Here is a 15973-nt window from a genome sequence, read left to right as displayed (position 1 = left end):
GAGCAGGCTCACTCCTACAGGTACATCGCAATCCTGTAGGAGCGAGCTTGCTCGCGATAAGAGCGACGCGGTCTTGCCGACTCAACGCCGCAGATATGACCCGAAATCAATATCCCCGGCACTCAGGATCGCCTGCACCCGGTTGTGCACGTTGAGCTTGCGCAGGATCGCCGAGACGTGGGCCTTGACCGTGGTCTCGGCGATTTCCAGGGTGTAGGCGATCTGCTTGTTCGACTCGCCCTTGGTCATGCGTTCCAGCACCTGCAGTTGCTTGCGGGTCAGGGCCTGGAGCAGTTCGGGCGGGAAGCTCGGGGTGTCGTTCATCCGCCGGTGGGTGCTGCTTTTGGCGGTGCGGATGATGTCCGGGGGCAGGTAGACGTTGCCATTGAGAATCTGCTGGATGGCATCGGTCATCTGGGTGCGGGGTGACGACTTGGTGATGAAACCCACCGCGCCGTAGGTGATGGCTTGCAGCACGATCTGTTTGTCCTGCTCGGCGGAGACGATCACCACCGGAATGGTCGGTGCTTCGTTACGCAGGTTGATCAGGCCATTGAGCCCGTGCATGCCGGGCATGTTCAGGTCGAGCAGGATCAGGTCCAGGTCGTCGTGTTCCTGGGTCAGGGCCAGAGCGCTGTCCAGGTCGGCGGTTTCCATTACTTCGCTGCCGACAAAACCGTCGCTGATGACGTTGTGGATGGCTTCGCGAAACAGCGGGTGATCGTCGGCAATCAGGATTTTGTACATGGCCTTTCACCTCATTATTTTGATTATGGTGTGGCAATAACACGCACGCGTAAAGCTCAGGGAAAGGGTTCGGGCCTGGCTGGCGAAACCGGCAGGTTGGCCGCTTGCCAGGCGTCCAGGCCATCGCGATACCAATACAGAGTTCTATAGCCCATGGTGGCGGCGCGCTTGACCGCATTCCAGCTCAACCAGCAGTCGGAGCGGCAGTAGAAGACCAGCGGTCGCGTCGGGTCGCCGGCGGTCAGCTTTTTCAGGTTGGCGGCGAAATAGTCCTGCCATTGCGGCGTCAAGTCGCCGTCCCCGGTATTGGCCAGCCAATGGCTGCCGGGCAGGTTTTCATGGGGCTGGTCTTCGATGAATTGCCCTTGCAGCCACTGACGGCGGTAGACGTCGATCAACACCGGGCGCGGGGTTTGGCCGAGCAGGGTTTGCAGGGCGGGGGTGTCGACGATGGTTGCGCCTTGCAGTTGGTCGGGCGTCGGGCTGCGGTACAGGCCGATGCGATAGCCCTCGGCGGAGAACAGCACTGTGTCGGCCTGCGCGGTGCTCAGCAGCAGGCTCAGGGACAGGGCGGTGAGAGCAGGGCGCAACAGGCAACGTCGGGCACGTGGCATGGGGTCGGTCCTTATAGTTATGGACCTATTACATGCCAGTCGGGGGGCGTTGGGAATGCGACGATAGACAGGGAGACCAGTACTAAAGTAGTAATTTCACCCTGTTCAATCAAAATCCCTCTGTAGGAGCGAGCCTGCTCGCGAAAGCGTTGTGTCAGTCAACTCATTTATTGAATGTGCCACCTTCGCGAGCAGGCTCGCTCCTACAGGGGGATTGTGTTGTCAGTTGGCCTTGCGCAAGGCCGCATGCTGCGGGTTGAAGCTCAGTACGGCGAGCAAGGCAAACAGCAGCGTCAGCCCGGCGCACACCGCCAGTGCCAGCGGATTGAAGCGTTCATACAGGGCAAAACGCACCAGCTCCACCGCATGGGTAAACGGATTCACCGCGCACAGCCAGTACAGCCACTCGCTGGCCTCGCGCATCTTCCACAACGGATACAGCGCCGATGACAGGAAAAACAGCGGGAAGATCACGAAATTCATCACCCCGGCAAAGTTCTCCAGTTGGCGGATAGCGTTCGACAGCAACAGGCCCAGGGCGCTGAGCATCAACGCCACCAGCAGCAGCGCGGGCAACGCCAGTAACAGGCCCATGGCCGGTGGCCGCACGCCATAGACCCAGGCAATCGTCAGGAACGCATACACCTGCAACAGCGAAATCAGTGAGGTGGCCAGCAGCTTGCTGCACAGCAGAAAGGTGCGGGGCAGGGGGCTGGTCAGCAGCACGCGCATGCTGCCCATCTCGCGGTCGTAGACCATCGACAGTGAGCCCTGCATGCCGTTGAACAGCAGGATCATGCAGGCCAGGCCGGGGATGATGTAGACCTCATAGGGGATGTAGGTGTCATAGGGCTCGATGATCGCGATCCCCAGCGCTGCGCGAAAACCGGCGGCGAACACCAGCAGCCACAGCAACGGCCGCACCAGGGCGCTGAGAAAACGCGTGCGTTGCAACACAAAGCGCAGCCATTCGCGCAGCACGATACCGCTAAAGCATTGCCAGTAAGCGTTCATTGGGCAGCTCCTGCTGTTGTCAGGCGGGTGAAGGCCGAACCGAGATCGCCTCCGTGTTCAAGGCTCAGGGCATCGGCCTGTCCGCTGGCCACCAGCCGGCCTTGATGCAGGATCAGCAAGTCATCGCTGGGCTGTACTTCGTCGAGCAGGTGGGTGGTCCAGAGCGCGCTGATGCGCTCCTCGCGACACAGACTGCGGATGTGCTGGTTGAGCGCCAGGCGACTCGCCGGGTCGAGGCCGACACTGGCTTCGTCGAGCAGCAACAGACGCGGCTCATGCAACAGAGCGCGGGCAATTTCCACCCGACGACGATGGCCGCCATTGAGTTCACGCACCCGTTCACGGCGGCGTTCGGTCAGGGCCTGGCGAGCCAGTTCGGCGTCGACCCGAAGGTCGGTCTGGCGCCGGGACAAGCCATGCAATGCAGCGTGATAACGCAGGTTCTGCTCGACGCTGAGGTCCAGGTCCAGAGTGCTTTGCTGGAACACCACACCCAACTGCCTGAGTGCCGGGCGTGCGGCGCTGCGCAATGAGCAGCCACCGATGCGGATCTCGCCTTGCTGCAGATCATAGAGCCGGGTCAGCAGGGCAATCAGGGTCGACTTGCCCGCGCCGTTGGGGCCCAGCAGCGCGGCGAAACGCCCCGGCTCCAGGCTGAAACTCACCTTGCGCAAGGCCTCTCGAGCGCCGTAGGCGAAGCTCAGGTCGCTGACTTCAAGGGCGTTCATGGCGTCACCACCACGCCCCAGGGATAGCGCCCGACCTTCACCGACTTGCTGACCTTGAGGCTGTCGACATCGATCACCGAGACATCGCCGCTGACGCCGTTGGTAGCCAGCAGTTGCTTCTGATCCGGGGTGAATGCCATCTGCCAAACCCGTCGACCCACCAGCAGGTAGTCGAGAATCTCGAAGGTCTTGGCGTCGATCACCGCCACATGGTTGGCCGGGCCAAGGGCGACGAAGCCGTACTTGCCATCGGCGCTGAGCTTGATGCCGACGGGCTGGACCTTGTCCGGGTGCACGCCCTTGATCTGGAAGTTCAGGGTCTTGAGCACGGTGCGACTGGCGACATCGAGAATGGTCACGGTGCCGCCGATTTCCGCCGAGGCCCAGAGCTGGGCACCATCGGGGGAGAACTCGACGAAGCGCGGGCGCTGGTCCACCAGGGTGCTATCGGCCAGGGTCTGGGTGCCGGTGTCGATCCAGTGCAGCATGTTGGTGGTTTCGCTGGTGTTGACCGCCCACTTGCCGTCGGGGCTGACGGCCATGCCTTCAGGTTCGACGCCGACGTTGATCTGGGCGAGCACCTTGGAAGTCTCGGTGTCGATCACCGTGACCAGCGCATCGTCCTCGTTGGAGACGTACAACCAGCGGTTGTTGGGGTGCAGGGCGAATTGTTCAGGGTCTTTGCCCGAGGGCAGTTCCTTGATGATCTTGCGCGTGGCCACGTCCATCACCTGGACCCGGTCCGAATCGCTGGCGCAGATGTACAGCAGCTTGTTGTCATGGGACAGCAGCAGACCGCGGGGGCGCTGGCCGACGGGCAGGGTGTCGGTGACTTGCAGGGTCTGCAGGTCGATCAGGCTCAGGCTGTTGTCCTTTTCGTTGGAGACCCAGGCAGTGCTGGCAACGGCATGGCCAGCGACGAGCAGCAAGGTGCAAGAGAGCAGGGTGCGGCGCATGGCGGATTCCTTGTTGTTGTGATGTTCGGATCAGGGAAAACGGCAACTGACCTCGGGTTTGTCGTAGCCAAGGCTGTCCATTTCGTTGAAGGGGTGCAGAAAGCCGTCCTGGGGAGAGGTGCTGACCAGCGCCCGGGGCTGGACGATGGGAATCGGCTGGCGCAACTGACCGTTCCACGACCGGTAGCTGAGCTTGCGGCCCTTGAAACCGTCGAGGGGCAACTGGTCGCTGACTTCCAGCGTACGGATCGACGTCGGCTCGGCCTGGCGCAGTTTGCTCACGGCGCTGGCGATACTGCGCACGGCCATCCATGCCGCGAAATCGCGGTCGTTCATCCAGCGCCCGGTCAGGGCTTCGAAGCGTTTTTGCAACTGCGCGGCGCCGAAGGTTTCCACGGTCTTGTGCCAGCCCACCGGGGTCAGGCCCTGGGTGCCGGCGACCGGGCGCGGATACCAGGTCTGGTAGGGCACGTATTCACCGAAGTCGCCGCGCTCATCGGCCACCAGTACCACGTCGTACTCGGCGCTCTGGGTGAACAGCGGCATGTCGGCCTGAGCACTGCGTCGCTGGTCGTTATCAAAACTCCAGGGTTTTTCCGCCACCAGTTGCAAGCCGAAGCGCTTGGCGGCGCGGCGCAGGGCGGCGGCATAGGCTTGATCGTCCGGGGTCGGGCCGACAATCAGCAGCGCCCGCTGCCACTTGCGCAGCACCAGAAACTGCGCCAGTGCATCGGCGAGCATCGCCCGGCTCGGCAAGGTGTGCAGCACGTTCGACAGGCAGTCGGTGGTGCGCAGGCTGTCATCGGCACTGCCGGCGTTGAACAGCAAACTGTCGGGCAGTGCCGCACTCAGTTGGCGCAGGCTGGCAGCAGGTGCGTTCACCACAAACAGACGCAGGCCTTGTTCGTGCTGAGCCTTTGCCGCCTCGAGCAAGGCCTCGGGGCTGTCGACACTGGCGCTGACCAGGCTGTAGCCGTGGTTGAGAAAACGCCCGGTGCTGTTGCTGTCGGTGATCGCCAGTTCGGCGCCGCGCAGCCCGGCATCACTGGGCTCGGGGATGACGTTGGACAGCAACGGCCCGGGGTCGGGGCGATAACCCAGGTAGCCGATCCGCACCTGCAAGGGCGCATCGCCGGCCTGGCTCTGGGTAGCCAGGCCGGCGGCGCAGGCAATCGCCAGCAGGTAGATCAGGGCGTAAGGGATGAGCTGGCGCATGGGGCACTCCATTACAGGTAGCGCCAGCTTAGGTAGCCCGTGAAGCTGAGGAAATATGCAGAAAGTACCGGTGGTGTCCATCCAGCGCCTTACTACCAAGGGACTAGGTGGCGACCACCAAAGCAGCATGGGGCGAGTGCAATGCCGTTTCTAAGATAGCTGCCATAGCCTCTGCCAAGAGGTTTTGCGTGCAATCCAGAGGGCATAACAATGACAACAAAACGCAACGCCTTGCTCGTGACCGGGCTATTGGCCGGTCTTATCAGCGCAGGCTCCGTGTGGGCCCACGGCAACGTGGTGCCACAGGCCGTGGAAACCAAGGGGCTGACGCCAATCAAGGACGCTGGCGTGCAACTCGATGCCGACGGCTGGGCCGCGGTGAACCCGTATCGCACTGCCCCGGAACACGACAAGGCAGTGGAAATCGGCTCCTCGGCCTATACCCAGAACTGCGCGGCCTGTCATGGCCTGGAAGCCAAGTCCGGCGGTATCGCTCCCGACTTGCGCATGCTCGATGTCGGTGAGGCGGGTGATGAATGGTTCGCCGAACGGGTGCGCCATGGCGCGGTGCGCGACGGCCGGGTGTACATGCCGAAGATGGCCGACTACCTGAGCCAGGAAGCTCTGTGGGCGGTGCGCACTTATCTGGACACTGTGCACGTCGAGGAGTGACCCATGCGCCTGCTCGCGGTGCTGATCAGCGCTCTGTGGCTGTGCTGCCAGGCGGCGCAGGCGCAGGTTCGCAACTTCGATGAAATGATCGCCGCCGGGGAACTGAAGGTGGCGGTCTACAAGGACTTCGCCCCCTACAGCTTTGAACGCGCCGGAAAGCCCCAGGGTGTCGATGTCGAACTCGCCGAGGCCCTGGCCAAGGCACTCGGCGTGCGCCTGACGCTGATCTGGGCGCCGGCCGGGGAAAAGCTCGACGACGACCTGCGCGACTACATCTGGCGTGCCAGTGCCTTGCACAACCAGCAATTGGCCGACCTGATGATGCGCGTGCCCTACGACCGTGATTACGCGCAGAAGCGTAACGAGTTCGGCGAACGGGTCAACGGCCAGGTAGTGATGTTCGGTCCGTACCAGAACGAACAATGGCAGGTGGCCTATGACCGCCGAAGGCTGGACAAGGTCGCCAGCGTTGCGGTGTTCGAGCATCACCCGATTGGTGTCGAAGTTGACAGCGTGCCGTCTTTCTACCTGACCTCGGTGTTCAACGGCATGCTCGCTGGCAAGACCCATCACTATCCGGGCGTACCCCAGGCGTTTGCCGCGATGAAGGCCGGTGAGGTCGACGCGGTGATGGCCATGCGTGGCGAGATCGACTGGCAAGTTCACGAAGCGGCCGACCCGCAAGTGGCGCTGGCAGAAAATGCCTACCCGAACATGGGCAAACAGCTCTGGGAAATTGGCATGGCGGTGCACGAAAGCAACCGGCAACTGGCCTATGCCGTGGAAGAGGCGCTGGAAAGCCTGATCCGCGAGGGTTCGGTGAAGACCATCTACGGCCATTACGGCCTGCGTTACGACGTGCCCGAGATGTATCAATAAGGAGCAGGCGATGAAATGGCGAGGGAGTTGTCTGTTGGCCTGCTGGTTAAGCCTGACGGCACAGGCTGGCGCTATCGATCCCGGTAAAGACCCGGTGCCATCGGTGATGTGGGCCTTCTATCAGCAGCAGTTTCTGGGCAATGCGCCGTTCGTTTTCGATGAGCGGGTCAAGTTGCTGGCGCCGCCGTTTGCCGAAGATGCCCGGCAGGTGCCGCTGGAAATCGACGCCCGGGCGTTCAAGGGCGAGGTGGTGAAAATCCTCGCCTGGGCAGAACTGAACCCGTTGCCGAAAATCGTCGACTTCCAGCCGCTGAATTCGGTTTTGCCCTGGCTGTCGTTGCGCATTCGTATCGAACAGGCCACGCCCTTGCGCGCGGCGGTGTTGACCCGCGACGGTGTGTGGCATGTCGGTTCGACCCTGATCGACGCAGCGGGTGGTGGTTGCACCGCGCCAAGCGTGGTGCGGACTCAACCGGGCTGGGAGGAGCATATCGGTGAAGTACTCGGCGGGCGCTATCCCCGGGGTGAGTTCAGCCGTTTGCGTTTGCAGGTGGCCCATCCCATGGACAACGGCATGGTCAGCGGCATCCCGGAATTCTTCATCAACCATGCCGAGCTGCGCGACCGCAACGAGCAAGTGCTGGCCCGGCTGGAACTGTTTCCGGCGGTCAGCGAAAACCCCAACCTGGCCTTCGACATCGAAGGAACAGGGCAAACGCGGCTGCTACTACGGGACAACAGCGGCAATGAATTCGATGCGTCGATTCTCTGATCCCAAGAAGCGTGACCCCAAGGAGCGTGGCATGCGCTGGATCCTGTTGATGGTGTTAAGCGTCAGTCTGCCGGCCCTGGCCGATCTCGACTACTCACTCAAGCCCCGGCAGATCGCCCAGGACACCTGGCTGCTGGAAGGCAGCACCGATAATTTTGCCAAGGCCAACGGCGGCAACATCGTCAACACCGCGTTCATCGTCACCGAACGCGGTGTGGTGGTGATCGACACCGGGCCGTCCCGGCGTTACGGCGAAGCGATGCGCAAGGCCATTGCCGCCACCACCGACAAGCCGGTGATCGAGGTCTTGCTGACCCATCACCACCCGGATCATGCGCTGGGCAATCAAGCCTTCAGCGACGTGCCGATCGGCGCCCTGGCCGGCACCACTGAATTGCTGCACCGGCAAGGCGATGCCATGGCCGAGAACATGTACCGGATGGTCGGCGACTGGATGCGTGGCACCGAAGTGGTGCTGCCGACCCAGACGCTGACAGCCGGCGTGAAAAGTTTTGGGAATCACGATCTGCGTCTGCTGAGCCTGGGTGGGCATACGGGCGCGGATCTGGCTATTCTCGACCAGCGAACCGGCGTGCTGTTTGCCGGGGACCTGGTGTTTTATCAACGGGCACTGACCACGCCCAATAGCCCGGGCCTGGCCGTATGGCTGACGGACATCGCGACCCTGCAAGGCTTGCCCTGGACGCAGGTGGTGCCCGGCCACGGCCCGGTGGCCAGTGACCCGCAGCCCTTCGAGCAGATGCGCGATTACCTGACCTGGCTCGATCGGCTGATGCGCGACGGCGCCGCCAATGGCAGCGACATGGCCGAGATGATCCGCAGCCCCATCCCCGAACGTTTCGCCGGGATCAGCCTGAGCCGCTACGAACTGATCCGTAGCGTCAGTCATTTGTACCCGCGATACGAGCGGGAACGGATGACGCGGGTGGATTCCGCCGCCGGAAAATGATGCTTTTCTGTAGGAGCGAGCCTGCTCGCGATGGACGTTAACGAAAACGCAAGCTGCCTGGATGAACGCGGTGGTCTGACGTTTTTCGCGAGCAGGCTCGCTCCTACAGGGGGCCGGTGCCGTTCACAAAATCTCGTGTCCATCTCCTCCGAACCTGTACCAAGGAACTAGCAATCTCCTCATTGCGGGCAATTGTTGCCAGGGCGGCGGCGCTCAAGAATCTGCACCAGACCGGGAAAATTTTCCGGACATAACAAAAATCCGCAGAGGAAGCCGTCATGACCCAACCCGCACGTCGCCAGCCCTTCGTCTTGAGCCTGCTGCTCACTGCCATGCTGTTGTCCGGCCAGGCATTGGCCGGGGTTTCCGACCAGGACATTCTCCAGGACCCGAAGAACCCGGAACAGGTCGTGACCAATGGCCTCGGCGTTCAAGGGCAGCGCTACAGCCCGCTGGATATTCTCAACGTCGACAACGTCAAGGAGCTGCGCCCGGCGTGGGCGTTTTCCTTCGGCGGTGAAAAACAGCGGGGCCAGCAAGCGCAGCCGATGGTCAAGGACGGCGTGATGTACATGACCGGTTCCTACTCCCGGGTGTTCGCCGTGGATGCCCGCACCGGCAAGAAACTCTGGCAATACGATGCACGCCTGCCCGATGACATCCGCCCTTGCTGCGACGTGATCAACCGTGGCGTCGCGCTGTATGGCGACCTGGTGATTTTCGGCACCCTCGACGCCAAGCTCGTGGCGCTGAACAAGGACACCGGCAAGGTGGTGTGGAGCAAGAAAGTCGCCGACCACAAGGAAGGCTACTCGATCAGCGCCGCGCCGCTGGTGATCAACGGCAAGCTGATTACCGGCGTGGCCGGTGGCGAGTTCGGCGTGGTGGGCAAGATCGAGGCCTACGACCCGAAAAACGGTGACCTGCTGTGGACCCGGCCAACGGTCGAAGGCCATATGGGCTACGTCTACAAGGACGGCAAAGCGGTGGAGAACGGCATCTCCGGCGGCGAGGCGGGCAAGACCTGGCCGGGCGATCTCTGGAAAACCGGCGGCGCGGCCCCTTGGCTTGGCGGCTATTACGACCCGGAAACCAACCTGCTGCTGTTCGGTACCGGCAACCCGGCACCGTGGAACTCGCACCTGCGCCCTGGCGACAACCTCTACTCCTCGTCGCGCCTGGCGCTCAACCCGGACGACGGCACCATCAAGTGGCACTTCCAGAGCACGCCCCACGACGGTTGGGACTACGACGGTGTGAACGAGCTGGTGTCGTTCAACTACAGCGAAGGCGGCAAGGAAATCAAGGCGGCAGCCACTGCCGACCGTAACGGTTTCTTCTACGTGCTGGACCGCACCAACGGCAAATTCATCCGTGGCTTCCCGTTCGTGGACAAGATCACCTGGGCCACCGGCCTGGATAAGAACGGCCGGCCGATCTACAACGAAGCCAGCCGTCCCGGTGCCCCGGGTTCCGAAGCCAAGGGCAGCTCGGTGTTCGTGGCGCCGGCGTTCCTCGGCGCGAAAAACTGGATGCCGATGGCTTACAACAAGGACACCGGGCTGTTCTATGTGCCGTCCAACGAATGGGGCATGGACATCTGGAACGAAGGCATCGCCTACAAGAAAGGCGCGGCGTTCCTAGGTGCCGGCTTCACCATCAAGCCGTTGAACGAAGACTACATCGGCGTGCTGCGGGCCATCGATCCGAAAACCGGCAAGGAAGTCTGGCGCCACAAGAACTACGCGCCGCTGTGGGGCGGGGTGCTGACCACCAAGGGCAACCTGGTGTTCACCGGCACGCCTGAAGGTTTCCTGCAGGCGTTCAACGCCAAGACCGGCGAAAAGGTCTGGGAATTCCAGACGGGCTCCGGCGTGCTCGGCTCCCCCGTGACCTGGGAAATGGACGGCGAACAGTACGTCTCGGTGCTCTCCGGCTGGGGCGGCGCGGTACCGCTGTGGGGCGGCGAAGTAGCCAAACGGGTGAAGGACTTCAACCAGGGCGGCATGCTCTGGACCTTCAAGCTGCCCAAGGATCTGGTGGCCAGGCACTGATTCAAAAATCACCGCATTCCCCCTGTAGGAGCGAGCCTGCTCGCGATGAACCTGAGAACACCGAGGGGTGTCAGGTGCCCAGCGTCATCGTTGACGACCATCGCGAGCAGGCTCGCTCCTACAGTGATCTATGTGAAATCTACGACCAAATAACGAGAGCCCCTCCTGCCAACGATGCATTCGTCTGGCACGCGGGGCTCTCTAGTATCGGCTCATCGCCTGTCAGTACGACAGGCATCGACCCAGACAGAGGCCCACCATGATCTACGCACAACCCGGAACCCCAGGCGCCGTCATTACCTTCAAACCGCGCTACGGCAACTTCATCGGTGGCGAGTTTGTCGCTCCAATCAATGGCGAGTACTTCACCAACACCTCGCCGGTCAACGGTGAAGTGATCGCCGAGTTCCCGCGCTCCAGCGCCGCCGACATCGACAAGGCCCTCGACGCCGCCCATGCCGCTGCCGATGCCTGGGGCAAGACCTCGGCCCAGGACCGCTCCCTGGTGCTGCTGAAAATCGCCGATCGCATCGAGCAGAACCTTGAGGTGCTGGCCGTCACCGAAACCTGGGACAACGGCAAGGCCGTGCGCGAAACCCTGAACGCCGACGTCCCCTTGGCTGCCGACCACTTCCGTTACTTCGCCGGTTGCATCCGCGCCCAGGAAGGCGGGGCTGCGGAGATCAACGAGCTGACCACGGCCTATCACTTCCATGAGCCCCTGGGCGTGGTCGGGCAGATCATTCCGTGGAACTTCCCGCTGCTGATGGCCGCCTGGAAACTCGCCCCGGCCCTGGCCGCAGGCAACTGCATCGTGCTCAAGCCGGCCGAGCAAACGCCGCTGTCGATCATGGTCTTCGCCGAGCTGATCGCCGACCTGCTGCCGGCCGGCGTGCTGAACATCGTCCAGGGCTTCGGTCGCGAAGCCGGCGAGGCCCTGGCCACCAGCAAGCGCATCGCCAAGATCGCCTTCACCGGCTCGACCCCGGTGGGCGCGCACATCATGCATTGCGCCGCTGAGAACATCATCCCGAGCACCGTCGAACTGGGCGGCAAGTCGCCGAACATCTTCTTCGAAGACATCATGAACGCGGAACCGGCGTTCATCGAAAAAGCCGCTGAAGGCCTGGTGCTGGCGTTCTTCAACCAGGGCGAAGTCTGCACCTGCCCGTCCCGGGCGCTGGTGCAGGAATCGATCTACGAGCCGTTCATGGCCGAGGTGATGAAGAAGATCGTCAAGATCAAGCGCGGCAACCCGCTGGACACCGAAACCATGGTCGGCGCCCAGGCGTCCGAGCAGCAATACGACAAGATCCTCTCGTACCTGACCATTGCCCAGGAGGAGGGCGCCGAGCTGCTCACCGGCGGCGCGGCCGAGCGTCTGGAAGGTGATCTGTCCAGTGGTTACTACATCCAGCCAACACTGCTCAAGGGTCATAACAAGATGCGTGTGTTCCAGGAAGAAATCTTCGGCCCGGTGGTGGGTATCACCACCTTCAAGGACGAAGCCGAAGCCCTGGCGATTGCCAACGACAGCGAGTTCGGCCTCGGCGCCGGCCTGTGGACCCGCGACATCAACCGCGCCTACCGCATGGGTCGGGCGATCAAGGCCGGTCGCGTATGGACCAACTGCTACCACCTGTACCCGGCGCACGCCGCGTTCGGTGGCTATAAGAAGTCCGGCGTCGGTCGGGAAAACCACAAGATGATGCTCGATCATTACCAGCAGACCAAAAACCTGCTGGTGAGCTATGACATCAATCCGCTGGGGTTCTTCTGATTCCTTGAACACGACGCAAAAACTGTAGGAGCGAGCCTGCTCGCGATAGCGGTCCGACAGTCAACATTAATGTTGAATGTGCTGACCTCATCGCGAGCAGGCTCACTCCTACATGGGGTTTGCGTGATGCCAGTGACCGCGCAACACCCCCTACCAAATCACCCCGCCAACTCCTTCGAAAGTAGCATTCGGGCCCTCATCGCCCCGTGCATTAATGGCTCTACCGGAATCACCCGGGCACAAGAAGAGGAATGACCCATGTGGACTAAACCCGCGTTTACCGATCTGCGCATTGGCTTCGAAGTGACGATGTATTTCGCCAACCGTTGATTGATCACCCGGCCAGCCGCTGCGTTGGCCGGGCCTGCCTTCTGGAGCATCCGCCATGCACATCCGCGTTCTCGGTTCCGCCGCCGGCGGTGGTTTCCCGCAGTGGAACTGCAACTGCCGCCAGTGCGCCGGCGTGCGCAATGGCAGCCTGCGGGCACAGCGCCGTACGCAATCGTCGATTGCCCTGAGTGACGACGGCGTGGAGTGGGTGCTGTGCAACGCGTCACCGGACATTCGCGCGCAACTCGAGAGTTTCGCGCCACTGCAACCGGCGCGGCGCCTGCGTGACAGCGCCATCGCCGGCATCGTGCTGCTCGACAGCCAGATCGACCATTGCACCGGCTTGCTCAGCCTGCGTGAAGGCTGCCCGCATGACGTTTGGTGCACCGAGCGCGTGCACCAGGACCTGAGCAGCGGTTTCCCGTTGTTCAACATGCTCGGGCACTGGAACGGCGGATTGCACTGGCAACCGGTCGGCCTCGATCGTCAGCCGTTCAGCATCCCGGCCTGCGGGCATTTGCAATTTCGCGCGATTCCCCTGGTGAGCAACGCGCCGCCGTATTCGCCCAATCGCGGCAACCCGCAACCGGGCGACACCATTGGCTTGTTCATTGAAGACCTGCGCAACGGCACGTCGCTGTTCTATGCGCCGGGCCTTGGCCGAATCGACGAAGAAGTGCTGGGCTGGATGCAGCGTGCCGATTGCCTGTTGCTGGACGGCACCCTGTGGCGCGACGACGAGATGCGTATCTGCGAAGTCGGCCAGAGCCTGGGCAGCGAAATGGGGCACCTCCCACAAAGCGGCCCCGGCGGGATGCTGGAAGTGCTGGAGGGTTTCAACCGCCAGCGCAAGGTGCTGATCCATATCAACAACACCAATCCGATCCTTGATGAAGACTCGGCCGAGCGGGCGTTGCTGGAGCGGCGGGGTATTGAAGTGGCTTATGACGGCATGAGTATTGAGCTGTAGCCGCTGGCCCTATCGCGAGCAGGCCCCACAGGGATCTGCGGCAAACACCAAACCCTGTAGGAGCGAGCCTGCTCGCGATGAGGGCAGTGCAGACGCCGCAGAACTTCCCGGAGAACCGAAATGACTGACAACGCAATGACCCCCACAGAATTCGAAACCGCCCTGTGCGCCAAGGGCGCCTACTACCACATCCATCATCCCTTCCACCAAGCCATGTACGCCGGCCGCGCCAGCCGCGAGCAGATCCAGGGCTGGGTCGCCAACCGCTTCTACTATCAGATCAACATTCCGCTGAAGGACGCCGCGATTCTCGCCAACTGCCCGGACCGCGACGTGCGCCGGGAATGGCTGCAACGGATTCTCGACCACGACGGCGTCCCCGGCAGCGAGGGCGGAATCGAAGCCTGGCTGCGCCTGGGCGAAGCGGTGGGGCTCGATCGCGAGCAGATCCTCTCCCAGGAACTGGTGCTGCCCGGGGTGCGTTTTGCGGTGGACGCCTACGTCAATTTCGCCCGTCGCGCCTGCTGGCAGGAAGCGGCCAGCAGTTCGCTGACCGAACTCTTCGCGCCACAGATCCATCAGTCGCGACTCGATGCCTGGCCGACCCATTACCCGTGGATCGACGTCGCCGGCTACGACTATTTCCGCACGCGCCTGAGCCAGGCACGGCGCGATGTCGAGCATGGCTTGCGCATCACCCTGGCGCACTACGTGACGGCCGAGGGGCAACAACGCATGCTGCAGATCCTGCAATTCAAGCTCGACGTGCTGTGGAGCATGCTCGATGCCATGAGCATGGCCTACGAGCTTGGTCGCCCGCCGTATCACACGGTCACCGGCGACAACGTCTGGCACCGGGGGATCGTCCTGTGAGCCTGATCGATCGCCAGCAGTCACCGGCCTTGCGTCGCGGGTTTCGTCTGCAATGGGAGCCCCGCCAGGACTGCCATGTGTTGCTGTACCCCGAAGGCATGATCAAGCTCAACGCCAGTGCCGGACAGATTCTCGACCTGGTCGATGGCCAGCGCAGCGTGGCGGCGATCATTGATCGATTGAACGCCAGTTTCCCCGGCGTACCCGGGATCGACGAAGACGTGCTGGCGTTTCTGGAGGTGGCCCATGCGCAATTCTGGATCGAGTGAGGCGCTGCCCGGACCGCCGTTGTGGCTGCTCGCCGAGCTGACCTACCGCTGCCCGCTGCAATGCCCCTATTGCTCCAATCCACTGGACTTTGCCCGGCACGACGAAGAACTGAGCACGGAAGAATGGATTCGCGTATTCCGTGAAGCGCGGGACATGGGTGCCGCGCAATTGGGCTTTTCCGGCGGCGAGCCATTGGTGCGCCAGGACCTCGCCGAACTGATCAAGGCCGCCCGGGACATGGGCTACTACACCAACCTGATCACCTCCGGCATTGGCCTGACCGAGCAGAAGGTGCGCGACTTCAAGGTGGCCGGGCTGGACCATATCCAGATCAGCTTCCAGGCCGCCGACGAGGCGGTGAACAACATGCTCGCCGGCTCGCGCAAGGCCTTTGCCCAGAAACTCGCCATGGCCCGTGCGGTGAAAGCCCAGGGCTATCCGATGGTGCTGAACTTCGTCACCCATCGGCACAACATCGACCGGATCGCGCAGATCATCGAGTTGTGCCTGGAGCTGGAGGCGGACTTCGTCGAATTGGCCACCTGCCAGTTCTATGGCTGGGCCGAACTGAATCGCGTCGGCCTGTTGCCCACCCGCGAGCAATTGCAGCGTGCCGAGCGCATCACTAACGAGTACCGCGAGCGCCTGGAAGCCCAGGGCCACCCGTGCAAGTTGATCTTCGTCACCCCGGATTACTACGAGGAGCGTCCCAAGACCTGCATGAACGGCTGGGCCAACCTGTTTCTCGACATCACCCCCGACGGCACGGCGCTGCCTTGCCACAGCGCCCGGCAGTTGCCCGTACAGTTTCCCAATGTGCGCGAGCACAGCCTCTCGCACATCTGGAACGACTCGTTCGGCTTCAATCGTTTTCGCGGCGATGACTGGATGAAGGAGCCGTGTCGCTCCTGCGACGAAAAACACAAGGACCTGGGCGGGTGCCGTTGCCAGGCGTTCATGCTGACGGGTGATGCCGGCAATGCCGATCCAGTGTGCAGCAAGTCGCCCCATCACGGCGTGATCCTCAAGGCACGCGAAGAAGCCGAGGCGCCGGGGTTGGGGATGGAACACCTGACACTGCGCAACGAGAAGGCTTCGCAACTGATCTACCGCGGCTAGCCAAGCGACA

The 15973-nt window shown here is 62.5% G+C and carries 17 protein-coding genes; 11 read left to right on the top strand and 6 right to left on the bottom strand.

The window, feature by feature from the left end; all coding sequences use genetic code 11:
- Window positions 1-81 precede the first annotated feature (81 nt).
- The 6 genes from AC3ITA_RS16255 to AC3ITA_RS16230 form a co-directional block, all read right to left on the bottom strand.
- Window positions 82-747 carry a response regulator transcription factor gene (locus AC3ITA_RS16255; protein WP_095944121.1) on the bottom strand — a complete coding sequence of 222 codons (666 nt, stop codon included), beginning with the start codon at window positions 745-747 and terminating at the stop codon, window positions 82-84.
- 56 nt (window positions 748-803) lie between these two features.
- Complete coding sequence (locus tag AC3ITA_RS16250; protein ID WP_489277850.1) at window positions 804-1361, bottom strand: PQQ-dependent catabolism-associated CXXCW motif protein; 558 nt, start codon at window positions 1359-1361, stop codon at window positions 804-806.
- A gap of 222 nt (window positions 1362-1583) precedes the next feature.
- Window positions 1584-2375, bottom strand: coding sequence for an ABC transporter permease (locus tag AC3ITA_RS16245; protein WP_489277848.1), 792 nt, complete (start codon window positions 2373-2375; stop codon window positions 1584-1586).
- The gene (locus AC3ITA_RS16240; RefSeq protein WP_095944124.1) at window positions 2372-3103 is read right to left on the bottom strand and encodes an ABC transporter ATP-binding protein; all 732 of its coding nucleotides are present in this window, start codon (window positions 3101-3103) and stop codon (window positions 2372-2374) included. The genes AC3ITA_RS16245 and AC3ITA_RS16240 overlap by 4 nt, the downstream gene beginning before the upstream one ends.
- Complete coding sequence (locus AC3ITA_RS16235) at window positions 3100-4059, bottom strand: YVTN family beta-propeller repeat protein (RefSeq protein ID WP_095944125.1); 960 nt, start codon at window positions 4057-4059, stop codon at window positions 3100-3102. Before AC3ITA_RS16235 ends, AC3ITA_RS16240 begins: the two co-directional genes overlap by 4 nt.
- Window positions 4060-4089: 30 nt before the next feature.
- Window positions 4090-5274 (bottom strand): ABC transporter substrate-binding protein, encoded by a 1185-nt coding sequence (locus tag AC3ITA_RS16230; RefSeq protein ID WP_489277845.1) that lies wholly within the window; start codon window positions 5272-5274, stop codon window positions 4090-4092.
- Between the two features lie 210 nt (window positions 5275-5484).
- Between AC3ITA_RS16230 and pedF the strand changes: the two genes are divergently transcribed.
- From pedF to pqqE, 11 genes are all read left to right on the top strand, one after another.
- Window positions 5485-5946, top strand: a complete 462-nt coding sequence (gene pedF, locus AC3ITA_RS16225) for a cytochrome c-550 PedF (protein ID WP_095944127.1) — start codon at window positions 5485-5487, stop codon at window positions 5944-5946.
- A 3-nt stretch (window positions 5947-5949) separates the two neighbouring features.
- Window positions 5950-6825 (top strand): substrate-binding periplasmic protein, encoded by an 876-nt coding sequence (locus tag AC3ITA_RS16220; RefSeq protein WP_095944128.1) that lies wholly within the window; start codon window positions 5950-5952, stop codon window positions 6823-6825.
- 10 nt (window positions 6826-6835) lie between these two features.
- Entirely contained in the window at window positions 6836-7597 is a 762-nt protein-coding gene (locus tag AC3ITA_RS16215) for a quinoprotein dehydrogenase-associated SoxYZ-like carrier (protein WP_095944129.1), read from the top strand.
- A gap of 31 nt (window positions 7598-7628) precedes the next feature.
- Window positions 7629-8567 carry a quinoprotein relay system zinc metallohydrolase 1 gene (locus tag AC3ITA_RS16210; RefSeq protein ID WP_489277842.1) on the top strand — a complete coding sequence of 313 codons (939 nt, stop codon included), beginning with the start codon at window positions 7629-7631 and terminating at the stop codon, window positions 8565-8567.
- Between the two features lie 278 nt (window positions 8568-8845).
- Window positions 8846-10621, top strand: coding sequence for a PQQ-dependent methanol/ethanol family dehydrogenase (locus AC3ITA_RS16205; RefSeq protein ID WP_095944131.1), 1776 nt, complete (start codon window positions 8846-8848; stop codon window positions 10619-10621).
- 259 nt (window positions 10622-10880) lie between these two features.
- Window positions 10881-12401: an acetaldehyde dehydrogenase ExaC gene (exaC, locus tag AC3ITA_RS16200; protein WP_046037291.1), complete on the top strand. Its 1521-nt coding sequence runs from the start codon at window positions 10881-10883 to the stop codon at window positions 12399-12401.
- A 258-nt stretch (window positions 12402-12659) separates the two neighbouring features.
- Window positions 12660-12731 carry a pyrroloquinoline quinone precursor peptide PqqA gene (pqqA, locus tag AC3ITA_RS16195; RefSeq protein WP_003253598.1) on the top strand — a complete coding sequence of 24 codons (72 nt, stop codon included), beginning with the start codon at window positions 12660-12662 and terminating at the stop codon, window positions 12729-12731.
- 55 nt (window positions 12732-12786) lie between these two features.
- Window positions 12787-13701, top strand: a complete 915-nt coding sequence (pqqB, locus tag AC3ITA_RS16190) for a pyrroloquinoline quinone biosynthesis protein PqqB (RefSeq protein WP_095944132.1) — start codon at window positions 12787-12789, stop codon at window positions 13699-13701.
- 120 nt (window positions 13702-13821) lie between these two features.
- Complete coding sequence (gene pqqC / locus AC3ITA_RS16185) at window positions 13822-14574, top strand: pyrroloquinoline-quinone synthase PqqC (RefSeq protein ID WP_150673236.1); 753 nt, start codon at window positions 13822-13824, stop codon at window positions 14572-14574.
- Window positions 14571-14843, top strand: a complete 273-nt coding sequence (gene pqqD, locus AC3ITA_RS16180) for a pyrroloquinoline quinone biosynthesis peptide chaperone PqqD (protein ID WP_095944134.1) — start codon at window positions 14571-14573, stop codon at window positions 14841-14843. The genes pqqC and pqqD overlap by 4 nt, the downstream gene beginning before the upstream one ends.
- On the top strand, window positions 14821-15963 hold the full coding sequence (gene pqqE, locus AC3ITA_RS16175) for a pyrroloquinoline quinone biosynthesis protein PqqE (protein WP_150673235.1): 1143 nt from the start codon (window positions 14821-14823) through the stop codon (window positions 15961-15963). The genes pqqD and pqqE overlap by 23 nt, the downstream gene beginning before the upstream one ends.
- Window positions 15964-15973 lie beyond the last annotated feature (10 nt).

The sequence above is a fragment of the Pseudomonas sp. GL_090 genome (assembly GCF_057837765.1).
This window is presented reverse-complemented; position numbering and strand designations above follow the sequence as displayed.